At 27.2% G+C, this 13,369-nt stretch carries 15 protein-coding genes, 1 tRNA gene and 1 pseudogene; 3 read left to right on the forward strand and 14 right to left on the reverse strand.

All coding sequences use genetic code 11. The features are described 5' to 3' along the window. Nucleotides 1–24 precede the first annotated feature (24 nt). From Q0V08_RS06720 to Q0V08_RS06770, 11 genes and pseudogenes are all read right to left on the reverse strand, one after another. Nucleotides 25–522 carry a hypothetical protein gene (locus Q0V08_RS06720; RefSeq protein ID WP_297433238.1) on the reverse strand — a complete coding sequence of 166 codons (498 nt, stop codon included), beginning with the start codon at nt 520–522 and terminating at the stop codon, nt 25–27. A gap of 161 nt (nt 523–683) precedes the next feature. Next, entirely contained in the window at nt 684–833 is a 150-nt protein-coding gene (locus Q0V08_RS06725; RefSeq protein WP_297433240.1) for a hypothetical protein, read from the reverse strand. A 2-nt stretch (nt 834–835) separates the two neighbouring features. Then, the gene (locus Q0V08_RS06730; protein ID WP_297433241.1) at nt 836–1,468 is read right to left on the reverse strand and encodes a hypothetical protein; all 633 of its coding nucleotides are present in this window, start codon (nt 1,466–1,468) and stop codon (nt 836–838) included. Beyond that, a complete protein-coding gene (locus Q0V08_RS06735) occupies nt 1,461–1,679 on the reverse strand; it encodes a hypothetical protein (RefSeq protein WP_297433243.1) in 219 nt (72 codons plus the stop codon). Before Q0V08_RS06735 ends, Q0V08_RS06730 begins: the two co-directional genes overlap by 8 nt. Nucleotides 1,680–1,692: 13 nt before the next feature. Further along, nucleotides 1,693–2,216 (reverse strand): annotated as a pseudogene (locus Q0V08_RS11515) (JAB domain-containing protein). A gap of 31 nt (nt 2,217–2,247) precedes the next feature. Next, the gene (locus Q0V08_RS06745; RefSeq protein ID WP_297433247.1) at nt 2,248–3,645 is read right to left on the reverse strand and encodes a DUF4942 domain-containing protein; all 1,398 of its coding nucleotides are present in this window, start codon (nt 3,643–3,645) and stop codon (nt 2,248–2,250) included. After that, nucleotides 3,645–4,100: a hypothetical protein gene (locus Q0V08_RS06750; protein WP_297433249.1), complete on the reverse strand. Its 456-nt coding sequence runs from the start codon at nt 4,098–4,100 to the stop codon at nt 3,645–3,647. Before Q0V08_RS06750 ends, Q0V08_RS06745 begins: the two co-directional genes overlap by 1 nt. 54 nt (nt 4,101–4,154) lie before the next feature. After that, nucleotides 4,155–4,352, reverse strand: a complete 198-nt coding sequence (locus Q0V08_RS06755; RefSeq protein ID WP_297433251.1) for a hypothetical protein — start codon at nt 4,350–4,352, stop codon at nt 4,155–4,157. Nucleotides 4,353–4,364: 12 nt separating this feature from the next. Continuing rightward, nucleotides 4,365–4,859 (reverse strand): siphovirus Gp157 family protein, encoded by a 495-nt coding sequence (locus Q0V08_RS06760; protein WP_297433253.1) that lies wholly within the window; start codon nt 4,857–4,859, stop codon nt 4,365–4,367. Between the two features lie 178 nt (nt 4,860–5,037). Beyond that, nucleotides 5,038–5,664: a Rad52/Rad22 family DNA repair protein gene (locus tag Q0V08_RS06765; protein WP_297433255.1), complete on the reverse strand. Its 627-nt coding sequence runs from the start codon at nt 5,662–5,664 to the stop codon at nt 5,038–5,040. Nucleotides 5,665–5,755: 91 nt separating this feature from the next. Continuing rightward, on the reverse strand, nt 5,756–7,138 hold the full coding sequence (locus tag Q0V08_RS06770; protein ID WP_297433257.1) for a hypothetical protein: 1,383 nt from the start codon (nt 7,136–7,138) through the stop codon (nt 5,756–5,758). Between the two features lie 198 nt (nt 7,139–7,336). Here Q0V08_RS06770 and Q0V08_RS06775 point away from each other — a divergent pair, with 198 nt between their 5' ends. The 3 genes from Q0V08_RS06775 to Q0V08_RS06785 all read left to right on the forward strand — a co-directional run bounded on the left by Q0V08_RS06775 (nt 7,337) and on the right by Q0V08_RS06785 (nt 11,210). Then, nucleotides 7,337–8,023 carry a hypothetical protein gene (locus tag Q0V08_RS06775; protein ID WP_297433258.1) on the forward strand — a complete coding sequence of 229 codons (687 nt, stop codon included), beginning with the start codon at nt 7,337–7,339 and terminating at the stop codon, nt 8,021–8,023. After that, complete coding sequence (locus Q0V08_RS06780; RefSeq protein WP_297433260.1) at nt 8,024–9,571, forward strand: BREX system Lon protease-like protein BrxL; 1,548 nt, start codon at nt 8,024–8,026, stop codon at nt 9,569–9,571. 256 nt (nt 9,572–9,827) lie between these two features. Beyond that, nucleotides 9,828–11,210 carry a recombinase family protein gene (locus Q0V08_RS06785; protein WP_297433262.1) on the forward strand — a complete coding sequence of 461 codons (1,383 nt, stop codon included), beginning with the start codon at nt 9,828–9,830 and terminating at the stop codon, nt 11,208–11,210. 68 nt (nt 11,211–11,278) lie between these two features. Here Q0V08_RS06785 and Q0V08_RS06790 read toward each other — a convergent pair. The 3 genes from Q0V08_RS06790 to Q0V08_RS06800 form a co-directional block, all read right to left on the reverse strand. Continuing rightward, nucleotides 11,279–11,355: transfer RNA gene (locus Q0V08_RS06790), tRNA-Arg, on the reverse strand. Between the two features lie 50 nt (nt 11,356–11,405). Next, nucleotides 11,406–12,797 carry an alanine/glycine:cation symporter family protein gene (locus Q0V08_RS06795; protein WP_297433264.1) on the reverse strand — a complete coding sequence of 464 codons (1,392 nt, stop codon included), beginning with the start codon at nt 12,795–12,797 and terminating at the stop codon, nt 11,406–11,408. A gap of 122 nt (nt 12,798–12,919) precedes the next feature. Beyond that, nucleotides 12,920–13,120 carry a cold-shock protein gene (locus Q0V08_RS06800; protein ID WP_023052292.1) on the reverse strand — a complete coding sequence of 67 codons (201 nt, stop codon included), beginning with the start codon at nt 13,118–13,120 and terminating at the stop codon, nt 12,920–12,922. Between the last annotated feature and the right edge of the window lie 249 nt (nt 13,121–13,369).

A 13,369-nucleotide genomic window follows, 5' to 3' on the forward strand; every position in this document is an offset into this window, starting at 1 on the left:
TTTAATTACAATTATATTAATTTTTTAAAATATTATTCTCAATTCGTTCATATAAAATTCACCTTTATTAGTTTTGAGCTTTATGTAATCAGTCATTTGACATCTTTTTATTTCTTCTACAATTACTTCTTCTAATCTATTTCCTATCGAGATATGGAACTTCTCTTTTTTTAAACAGTAATCTTTTAAGACAATAAGTTTATCTCTAAAGAGAATGATTTCTCTATAAAAAGTATTTAGATGAGCGTAACCTGTAAATATACTTCTAATAAACTTTGGTTCATCTTGAATACCACTACTTATAGCCTTATAATACTCTGTTGTAGATTGAGTTAAAGTAAACTGTAAATATGTTTTTTCATCTAATTCTTCTCGATCTATTCCTTGCATTTTTCTTATTGAAAATATGATTAATATCTCGTTGCATAATTTTTCTCTAGTCATATTAAAATGCTTAGAATCTCTATCTAATATATCTAAAACAAGTTTAGATACCATTATTTTTATCCTCTTCTTAGACATTTATCTCCCCTTTCTAACTAATAATTATACCATGTATTTCATGGCGTAGAAATACAACTTTTTTATATCAACTTCTCTTTATTTTTAAGGGTTCATCTAAGTTTAAATAACATAATAAACTAAAAAATGAGTTGTAAAAGTACAACTCATTTGTTTTTACATTATCTATATTTTTCTATCCATGCTTCTGCATCACTATCTATTTGGCTAGTTTCATAAAGATCTTCTAGGAAACTTTCAGCCCTTCTTTTGCTATTAAACTCTCCATAACTGTACTCTTCACCATTTATTTCAACTATAATCTCATACATTTTTAAGCTACCTCTTCTCTATAATCTTCATCATAATAAAGCTCTTCATCTTGAATAAAGTATCTTCCAAAGATTCCTATTCCACACTCTTCATAATATAACCAAATATCATTAGCTTTCTCTCCTATCACTTCTTTACAAATATTAACAAAGCCTTCAAATAATTCTAACGATATTGGATTCCATGCAGTACTAAATATTAGTTCATCCTTATTGATAGAGGAAAATAGAGAATTCCATTTAGTTCCCCAGTTATCAACACACCAGTCATACCACAATACTAACATCTTTCCATCATACTCTTTGAGTTCATCTGATGAATATTTTTCATCTACATAACGGTCTATATTAACTAACTTTCCATCTATTCTAACTTTTAAAATCTTATTCCTAATTATTTCATCCAATATCTTTTGATCTAATTTATCTGGGTTCTCATAATAGTATTTGCTAAAAGCTTCTAATGTATTAGCTTTAAAAGCTCTTAACAGCATATTCTTAGGTCTTTTAATAACTTTATTGAAATCAAAATACTCATCTCCAAATTCATCTTTAGACATAACTCTTTCTTTTATCTTTTGTAACTCCTCTTGTGTTACATTCAATCTAATTCTATTAAAACAGTAATTAGGCATTTGCTATCCTCTCCTTTATCTCATTTATTGTGTATTGCTGTACATTAAACTCATTTAACAGTTCTTCTAGTTCTTTTATATCTTTAGCTTCTTCGACATACCATTCACCCCAAGCTATAATATTTACTATAAATCCATCCTTCGTAATATCTACTTGAATGTCTTTAGTTCCCAAACAAGTGATACTTTCTGCTGATATAACTTTATCCATAATCTCATCTCCTTCAATGTTCAATAAGTCCGTTTTCATAAAAACTAAAATGGTTTTCATCTCCAAGAATAATATGATCTAGCAACTTTATATCTAGTACATCTAATAGGTCTTTTAACTCTTGCGTTAATACAATATCTTTCTTACTTGGTGTTAAACTACCGCTTGGGTGATTATGAGCGAATATAATGCCCTTAGTTGGGTATTTTAAGGCTCTCTCTACTATCAGTCGTAGACTACACTTCTGTCTATAGTTCCTCTAAATAGTGTTTCCTCCCCAATTAAACGATTAGAGGAGCTCAGGTATATAACCTTAAACTCCTCTGTATTTTTAAAGCCTATATCACTTCTTAAATAATTTAGAAGTTCTGTTTTGCCCTTTACTGTTGTTAAATCCTTTTTACCTATATTTCCTTTAGCTATAGTTGTCATAAGCTCTTTGAATTGTTCTAGCTCTTCACTTATCTCGTAAGACTTGATTTTACTTACCACTTCATCTATATCCTTGCATTTTAAAAACTTTAATATCTTCTTCATATATCCTCCATTTTATACAACAGTTGAGGGTTTAATACCCTAACCATTTTTTTCCTTCACAAGCTACTTTATTAAATTCATTCCAAATCTTTTCATCTATAAATTCAAAGTGAATAGTTCCTTTCTTGAATATCTTAAATTTAAAGAACTCTGAATTATTCCACTCACCAAAATTAACTCCCATATCAACTTTTGATTCTATAGTTAGAACTCTACCAATATCTTTTCCAATCAAATTACATATAACTTTTTCTAGATCTCTTAGTTTATCTCTTTTCAAATAACTAAGCTTTTGCACTCTATTACTTCCTTTATCGTATTTTAAATAGAATGTATCAATCATATCTGGAAGGATAAACTTCTTTCCAACTTTCCACCTCTCATTAGTTTTCCACCCCTCTATATGAACTCTATTATCTGGATAGTATTGAGTTAAATAATCAAAGCTTTCTTCTATACAGTTCTGAAATATTTGTTTAGAATTCTGTATTAGAATTTCCAATAGTTTATTTATATTATCTACTGTAAATGGTAGGTTGCTATACTCTTGCTTATTATCAAAGAAATCTCTTTTGACTTGTGATGTCATCTTTTCCTCTAATTTAGTCTTATCAAACACTAACTTCCAGAAAGCTGACCTTACTTTTTCAAGAACTTCCTCATACTCTCTTTTGCTATTACTAGAGTTCTTTTCTAATAAGCTATTTACATAAACTCTATCTATAATCCCATCTAAGAAATATTCTAATTTACTTTTTAGAGTTAGATATTCTCCTACAATCTCTTTTACTGCTGTGTACTTATCCTCTAAATTTTGTAATACATCTACTTTAGCTAATTGATTCATATTAAGTTCTTGGAAATCAATATCATCCTCTTTAGAAAATCCTTCAAATTTAAAACTAAACTTTTTACTTTTAGTTTTATTTTGTAATTTAACTAATGCAACTTCTACATTAGTTTTTCTTTCTGCATCTTTAAAACAGTTTCCTAAATACTCTATATCAGCATCATTTCTCTCTAATATATTTATTAAAAGTTGTCTCTCTTTTGTACAAGGATTCTTTAGAGTTTCAGCATTTAAAAGACATCTTATGTATGTTCCTTCCTCTGATATATCCCATGCTTTAAGTAAATGCTTAACTCCATTATCAAATGGTGGATTCATCAAAATTAAATCAAATATGTGATCTGGTTTATATTTTAGAAAATCATCTCCTATTATTGGATATTTCTTTTCTCTTAGGATACTTTGTAATTCTGGGCTTTTCTCTATACAATATACTTTAGCTGATTTTTGATTGACAACGCTTAATAAATCACCTTTTCCAGCACTTGGTTCTAGTATATTCATTCCCATTAAATTAAGTCCTGATACCATCTTTAATCCTATTTCATATGGTGTAGGATAGAAATTCTTATCAAACATTATTTATCCTCTCCTATCTCTATGTAGAATGAGTTTCTCTTATCTTCATACTTCTTCATCTCGTAAAGGAACTCATCACAAGCTTTCTGATAATTAGTTTCAAGTATTAAGAACATATCTTGTGCTATCCCATACTCTGGATCTATCTCTAAATATTCTCTACAACATCTATATTTATTTGTAGGTGGGTTTAATGCTAATACTTGAAATGTTCTTAAAGGTGGTTTATATAACTTTGCTCTAATCTTTTTCTTAGTTGTAGTTATTCTCATAGCTATTTTCTTTTCAGTAGCAAATCCTCTTTGCTCTGTATCTCCTTCAAGTAAGAAATCTCTTTTGTATACCTCTAGAGCTTTCTTAAATGAATCAAATTCTTGAATTGTGTACTCTGACATTTTGAATTTCTTAGCACCTTTAGGTTTGATTGCTACTGCTCTATGTAAATAATATTTCATAATTTCCTCCTAAATAAAAAGAGATTATCTCTAAGGATAATCTCTTTTATGATTTTATTTTTTATCTATCCTACTATTAAATATAAAATTCTCTAGTTCATGATTATATTCCGTAGTTCCAATTTCATATTCAAAGCTCTCCATATACTCTTTCTCTGCTTTTTGAAACTCTTCCATCGCTTCATCAAAAGTTTGAAAACATCCTCTAAATTCTAACTGATACGTTCCATTATATGTGTTTACGTTATACAAAGTTCCCTCCTCTTACCTAATCTGTAGTGAATATTTATTTTCTAGATGTACTCCCTTTATATTTTTACCTTGCTTTAATATCTCTGATAGCAATCTTTTATCTGGTACTAATTCAATCTTCTTTTGGATATATTTTTTAGGTATAAGATCTAAATTATCTATTGCTACTGAAACACTTTTTCTAAGTCCTAGATTTCCTAGTTCAGTTTCAATCTTATTTTTATCTAAGTTTAAAAGTATGTCTGTAAGATATTTTTTTAAACTATTAACTTTTTTCTCTTTTTGTTTTCTAAGTTTTTCTAATCTATCTTCCTCTTGTGATAAAACTTCAACTTCTAGAGAAACATTCCTAATGTATTTTATGATGTTACTACTTTTGTTTTGTAGCTCATCTTTTAGAAATTCCATTACAAACTCATAATTTTCTCTGTCTCCTTCATTTTTCTCTGACTCTAGAAAAATATCTAAAGTATCTATCATCCCATTAACAATTTCATATGCTTTCATAACTCTCCTCCTTAAAATAAAACCTCTGGAACAGTGTCCAGAGGCTTTTTAATATTATTTAATTTTTCTAATGCTTCATATATTTCCATACAAAACTCCTATTTTTTATTTATTATGCTATCTAAAGCACCTACTGCTGTTCCTACTATAACTAAAACTCCACCTATCATTCCTAACATTACGCAACCTCCTTAAAATTTAATAAATATTTACAAGCATTTATAATCTTTGTATCTTTGCTATTCGTTGTTAAATATACTAGATAATCCTTATTTTCTTTAAGAACTTCTCCCAAAGTTTTACCTTTATATTTTCCAAAAGTAAGCTCAATATTTTTAGCTCTCTCTTCTTTTGATTCTTCAATTGAAACATCGTTCTGATGTTTATTTATTTTAGGTGTCTCTTTAAAAATGTAACTTTTTCCTCTTTGCTCTATTGGCAACCATTGTCCTTCAACTTCATAAAGATACCTTCCAATACCCCATACAGAAGCAACTCTTTTAAAAGCACAAGATATTCCACCTTTTATTGCTTCATAGTCAGTAACTCCAGATCCATCCTCTTTAGAAATCCATTCATTATTAATTTTAAGTTCTAATTTAGCTATAAAACCTCCATTAATCTCCTTATATGAAACCCTCCAATTTTCAATCCCTACAACTTCATCTAATCTATTTTGGATAGCTCTTGCCTGTATGTATGCTAGTGCTAATCCTTTAGTTTTATCTGAATTAGTAGCCCCTACTCTAAATTCTAGTTCATCATCTGAAAATGGTTTTTCTAATTTCTCTTTTAGACTCATCATAATACCTCCATTCAAAAAATTAAAAAATCCTAAGCTCTATTTGTCTTAGGATTTATTGTTATACAGTTTATAATATATATCTATTTTTTATTTAATAATTTTCTATAACTTTAAATTCAATTTCTTTATAATCTTTAAAAGCACTATATCCAATTTTCTTTTCTTTAATATCGCTTGTCTTTAACATTACCCATTCTGGGTTAGAAAAAGTATTCATTCTATATAGCTTTATTTTTTTTTCTTCATATGGTTCAATAGCAAATTGAGCTGAATTTGATTCCTTTCTAAAATTGCTTACATATAAATAAATCTTTTTATCTTTTATAAAAAAATAATCTGTAGGTAACTTATTAACTATTTCGGGGATTGCATCTAAAATAATACATTGTATTTCTTCTAAAGGCTCTGGTATAGGAAAATCTCCTTCGTTTTCTAATCGAAACTTATTTATTTCAAAAATATGATAGCTTTCTAAATAATTTTTAAAATCTTTTACTTGCTCTAATATATATTCTAAATCTTTTCTATTTTCTATTTTAACACTTCTTAATTTATTTAAAACTTTCCATTCTAAATAAGTTATAAAAATAAAAAGATTTTTTCTTACCTCAACACTCGATATAAAACTTTTACTTCCTAAATAATCCCTAACTGTAGTATATTTAAAAGTTTCAGACCTTTCTTCTATCTCTTTATAGATTTCTATAAGCTTTATTTTTAAAGATGATTTTAAAGTATCTATTGCTACTTGAAGAAAAAATTGTTTTAAAACTTGTTCTACTTCATTTCTTGTCCATCTTTTTTGACAAAAATAATATAAATCTAAGTTATCGTTTCTATTATCTTTATTTTTTCTTAAGAAGTTGAAAACTTTCCTTTTCCACTCTATTTTATTCTCTGGGTTTTCTACATACTCTATATTTACTTCTGTACTTAAGTCTTCTTTTGATTCTAAATCTAACTCTTTTAAGATTTTAATAAATATCTGAAGATTCATATCTGAAAAATCTGTTTCTAAAATATCATATGTTTTTTTTATTTTAATTCTTTTTCTGTAAATTTCCAATTCTTTTTGTAATTTCTCTATTACAGTTTTATTCAATATAGATTCTTTACCAAAAATATTTTTATATAAATAATGTCTTAATTTCAATATTTTAACTATATCTTCACTTGATAATATTCCTAATTTACTCTTTGTTTTTATTATTTCTTTTAAAAAATTTATTTTACCCTCTTTTATTTCTCTCCTTAATTCTTCTATGCTTTTATTATCAGCCACATAATATAAAATTCTTAAATCATTTTTAGAAAAAGGCATTAATTTCCCACTCTTATCCTTTTTTAGCATTTCTATAGTTAATTTTTTTTGGCTATTAAAATATTGTATAGGAATATTTTCCTCTTTTACATTTTTTAAAAATTGGTTAAAAAAAATATCAAAATCTTCTGACAAGATTGCTATTTCCCTCATAATTTTTCTCCTTATTTTTATTTTATTTTTTCAAAAAGATGTTTGCCCCGACTTATTATATCTTTTATAATCTATATTTTAAAGATTTATACTATTAAAAACTATATTTTAATATATTTTTTTCGGTTTATAAATTCGAAATTAATATTTTTTTGAAATATAATCTCTTATAAAACATTTTAAAGGAGGTTGGAAGATATGAGCCATAAATTGGAAGATATTCGAAACCAAATTATAGAAAAAAATATGACAATTTTTTCTATTGATCAATTTATAGAAAACTGTAGAAAAAAAACTGATAATAATTTAATAATTAAGGATTCACTTCAGAAGTTTATTCTAGCTAAACCCTTAGAAAAGACTGAGTTCAAAAAAAATTTATCTATTCTTTTAAAAAAAGAAAAAATCAATTACATAACCGAGAGTGATATTATCTCCTTCAAAATAGGAAACCTCTTCTGTAAGATTTCTCTTATAGAAAACAATCAAAAATTTGAAGATTTTGGAAAAATACCTCCTCAAAAATATAGATGTTCTATCCATAATTTTCATTGTATTTATTGGATAGACGAAGAAGAGGAATATAACCTTTTAGATTCTAAAATTATTCATTTACTTCTATCTAGCCTTTACGAATATAAAGAGTGGGTATTTAAAGACATCACTTTGGACGATATTTATTTCTCAAAACGCCATAAAAGTTTTTATATCAAAAACTTTCGAGATATCATTCCTTTTAAAAAAGATTGTTTAGCAACATTGAAATATGTTCCTCTTCATATTCTATACTATAAAGACTTATTTGTTTTTGGAGAGGAAACTATTACTTTCGATGAATATTTACAGCTTTCTTCACAGAAAAATATTTCGGAGGTGTCTGAATAAATGGAATTGAAAAAAATAGAAATTGCTCCAATTATTGATGGTGTAAAAAAAGAACAAAAAACAACTTACCTGGAATTACAAAAAAGTATTCCTAAACTTGAAGATGAATTAATATTAAAAAATTATCGCTCTTATATTGAAAATAAAGATATTAAAGAAAAAATTAAAAAGATATTATTAGCAAATGGTTTATGTGATGAAAAAAATAATACTTATGTTATTTTTTTAGAACTCACTAAATTGATTCCATATATACAAAATAACTATAATTTAATCTTGTTAGGAGAAGGTGGACTTGGTAAATCCAGTCCTTTTACTACTGTTTTCCCATTTAATAAGATTATCTCTGGAGTTCCTACCGTAGCTAGCTTAAGAGGAAGTGAAAAAGATATGAAAAGTGAAGCACTACTTGAAGATGCTTTACTTGTTTTTGAAGAAATAGCTGATGATGTTTCATCTAAGGGCTCAATTATTTCTTTACTAAAAACATTTCTTGCTTCAGGAAGATTTCCCAAAAATAATAGAGAGGAAATAGATAGTAAGTGCAGTATTGTTATAACTTCAAATGAAACCTCTTCTATAAACTCATATGAAGCATTGAAGAACAAGGATATATTTTCACCACTTCCTACAGGAGTAAAAGATTTTGCCTTCCTTAATAGATTTAATGGAATGTTACCACATTATCGTTCTTTAATTCATAAAAGAGAATATGCTACTTCTGGTGAAGCAATCCATTGTTTACATCTTCACCAAATTTTTTCTAAACTAAAAGAACTCCCTAATAAAATCTATATTGAAACTTCAGATAAATTTGATGATAGAGAATTAGGAAAAATAAATGAAACAATCAATGGATTTGTTAAACTTTTTTATATTGATAAAGAACCAGATAAGAGTTTTCTTAACTTTATAATAGAATGGGCTAAACATATTTGTTCTTTAACAAACCCCAGAATAGCTTTACATTATCCTTTTAACTATAACTCTATTGGCTTGTTATCAGAGCTTTATTTTAAACAAAAACAAGTTGAATCCATCTGTTATTTAAGTAAAGATAGAATCTTAATAAAATATGAGGAGTATGATTGTGATGGATATAATGCCGAAATTCTAGCCTTAAGTGGATTTGGAAAATCAGAAAATGAATTTGATTTAGATTTTTTGAAATGTCATACTGATATCAAAACATCTCTTATTCATCTAGAAAAACTAACAGATTATAAGCTAAGATTAAGACTAAACGGCAATTTAGCTACTTCTAGAAAATATAATAAAAATGGAGAATTCTTGAATAATTTCGATACAGATCATGAATATAATGATTTACTTATATCTCTTATAGATTATCAATCAAAAGTAAACTCTCCGCCTACTCAAATAGCATTTAGAGGGGTTCCTAAATTTTTTGAAAAAGTAATTAACACTAAAATCAAAAAGATATTTAACTTAGATAATAATAAAAATCCTATTTCTAAAACATGCTACGTTGTTAATGATAGTGATATTTACTTCTTAAACTACCACAAAATAATGACTCAGAAATAACTATATATCATAATATGAATAACCAAAATAAAGGAGTGATTAATAATGAATAAAAATAAAATTATAAAGACAACAAGACCTATAACTTGTACAGGAATCATTCGTATACCTAATAAAAAAGTATTAGATATTAACAAATTTCTATTACATATTTAAAAAAGAGATATTGGAGGAATTATGAATAATAAAAAAGAAATAATTAAAATGATCTTTAAACTAAAAGAAAAACAAAATGAACGAGAAAAAGGATTAAAAAATGAAAGTACTAATTTACACTAGAGTTTCTACCACGATGCAAGAAGATAGGCAATCTTTACACTTCCAAAAAGAGAAGTGTAAAGACTTTTGTCAATTTAAAGGCTTTGAAGTTTGTAGTATAATTGAGGATGTACAATCTGGAGCTGATGATGATAGAGAAGGGTTTATAAAGCTTCAAAAAGAAATTGATAAGAAAAGTTTTGATATCTTAGTTGTCTATGAATCTTCTAGAATTTCTAGAAAAACTATTACAATGTTAAACTTTATTTTAGAACTTGAAAAAGCGGGTATTAAGTTTATATCTATTTCTCAACCAGAATTAGATACAACTACTCCAACTGGAATGTTATTTTTTCAAATACAATCAAGTTTAGGAGAATATGAAAGAAAACAAATTTCTCATAGAGTAAAATCAAATAAATTTCAAAGAGCAAAAAATGGTAAATTTCAAGGTGGAAATCTTCCTCTTGGTTATAAAAGAGATTCCGAAGGAAATACTATAATAGATGAACCTAATGCTCTAATAGTTAAAAATATATTTACAATGTATAAAGAAACTAAAAGTTTATCTGTAATATCAAAACGTATTGATAAGAATATTTCAAGTATTTTATGGATTCTTAAAAATCATTTTTATATAGGACTCCTTCCTTATGGGAGAAGAGAAAATAATATAAATACTGGTAGAGTTAAGATTAATAAAGTTTTCCATACATTTAAAGCTATTCATCCGCCAATAATAGAAAAAGAACTATTTGAAGAAGTTCAAGAACTTTTAAAAATATGTATAAAAACTAGAAATAATCCTAGTTATCTACTTTTCTCTGGGATGTTACACTGTACATGTGGTGGAAAAATGTATCAAAGAAAATTTAAACATTGGCGAACAAAAGCAACAAAATATAGCTATCGGTGTGAGGTTTGCAAAGGAACTATATCTAAAAATATTCTTGAAAAATATGTAATCAAACAAATTTTAGATCTTCAAGAACTTAATGAACTCAATGAAATTAAATCTATTGATACTTCTGAAAGGGAAAAAATAATAGAAGATATGCTTAATAAACTAAGAAGTGAAAAAGATAAATTAGTTTCTTTATATACAAAAGGATTTTTATCAGAAGATGAAATTGAAAATAAATTGAAAAAAATTGAAAAGGATATATCTGGATTGCTAGATGAGTTAGATCGTTTAAAAACATTAACTTATAATATCAAAGATAAAGAAAGTTTTAATAATAACTTAAAAACTTTAAAGGAAGTTATAGATAATAGAACTGACGATGATATAAATGATATAAAATCAATTTTTAAACTTATGATAGAAAGAATTGATATCATAAGTAAAACTCCATTAGATGTACATATAGTTTTACATTAAAAAAGAGCTTAGATTTAAAAGTCTAAGCTCTTTATATTTTAATCTTAAATTAGGTGTATGGTTTATTGTGGCGCCCCCAACAGGGATCGAACCCATAACCCTCTGATCCGAAGTCAGATGCTCTATCCAATTGAGCTATGGAGGCTCACTATAAGAGATTTTACAGCATTTTAAGATTTAAGTCAACAATTTTTCTTAATCCCAACACTCAACTCTTTCACCATATGGCATATCTATATCATTTTTATTGAAACTAGGATCTAATCCATTCTCTTTTTGATTGCTGTAATCGCCTAAAGCTTCAAAAGCAACTTTGCCTAATAAGAATATAGCTATAAGATTCAATACTGCCATTAATCCCATAAATAAATCTGCCATATTCCAAACAAGAGCTAATTCTCCTATAGAACCGAACATTACCATTCCAATAACTCCAACCCTATATAAGTTTAACCAAGTTTTATTTGGAGTTAAAAACTCTATATTTGTTTCTCCATAATAGTAATTTCCTATTATTGAGCTAAACGCAAATAGTAATATACATAATGCAATGAAAACATTTCCCCATCCACCAACTTGAGAACTTAAGGCATTTTGAGTTAATTGAATTCCTGTTAATCCTTCAGTCTTATGTGCTCCTGATATTAAAACCATAAAAGCTGTACACGAACAAATCAAAATTGTGTCTGTAAATACTCCTAAAGTTTGTACAAATCCTTGCTTTACAGGATGAGAAGTTTCTGCTGCTGCTGCTGCATTTGGTGCTGATCCCATACCTGCTTCGTTAGAAAATAAACCTCTTTTTACTCCAGTCATAATAGCAGCTCCTATTCCTCCTCCAACTGCTTGTCTAATTCCAAAAGCATTTTCAATTATATCTCTAAATATTTCTGGAACCATACTTATATTACTTACAATTACATACAGAGAAACTAAAATATAAAGAGTTGCCATAACAGGCACTACTGCAGCACTGAAGTTTGCTATTCTTTGAACTCCACCAAAGATTATAGCTCCTGTTGCAATGGCTAATATAACTCCTATTATTGTTCTATCTAATTTAAAAGCTTCATGAAAAGCTAAAGATATTGTATTTGATTGAACTGAGTTAAATATTAGTCCAAAAGTTATTGATATTAATATCGAAAATGCAACACCCATCCATCTTTTATTAAGAGCTTTTTCCATATAGTAAGCTGGTCCACCTCTAAAAGCTTCTCCATCTCTAACTTTATAAATTTGCGCTAAAGTACTTTCTACAAAACTAGAAGCTCCACCTATAATGGCTATCAACCACATCCAAAATATAGCCCCTGGTCCTCCTGAAGCTATTGCTATTGCAACCCCTGCTAAATTTCCAGTTCCAACTCTAGAAGCAGTACTTATACAAAATGCCTTAAATGATGAAACTCCACCTTTATGACCAACGCTATCACCCAAAATTTTTATCATTTGTCCAAAATATCTAATTTGAACAAATTTTGTTTTTAGTGTAAAGTATGTTCCTACAAATAATAACATTATAATAAGAACATAACCCCATAAAATATCATTAAAAAAATTTATTAATGAATTTAATATCTCCATTTTTCCCCCTTATTTCAATTTTTATGAAATAATTTTATCATAAATAATATAAAATGAAAAATATATTTTTTAAATTGCTATTATTTTTTTGTAAAAAAAAAGGAGTCATTGACTCCTTAAAATTACTTTGCTACTACGATATTTGTAGCTTGAGGTCCTTTTGCTCCCTCAGTTACATCAAAAGTTACTTCTTCTCCCTCGTTAAGAGTTTTGAATCCATCCTTTTGAATTTGAGAGAAGTGTGCGAATACATCCTTTCCATCTTCACCAGTGATGAATCCGAATCCTTTCTCTTGGTTGAACCATTTAACTGTACCTTTCATTTGATACCTCCATAAAAAATTTTGATTTCATGTAATAAATCTCCATTCAATCCAACTAATATAAGGTACCTATGTAAAGACCTTTAAATATTAAATACTAGAATTTCTTTCAATTTATACATCATTCAAACACAGTATACACTATTTAAATCTTCATGTCAAATATTTTCTATTGATGTAATTCTGTTATTTTCCAAAAAATAAAAAAATGGCGCTTCTTGCTGGGCTCGAACCAGCGACAACACGATT

The sequence above is a fragment of the uncultured Cetobacterium sp. genome (assembly GCF_947038635.1).
Classification (GTDB): domain Bacteria; phylum Fusobacteriota; class Fusobacteriia; order Fusobacteriales; family Fusobacteriaceae; genus Cetobacterium_A.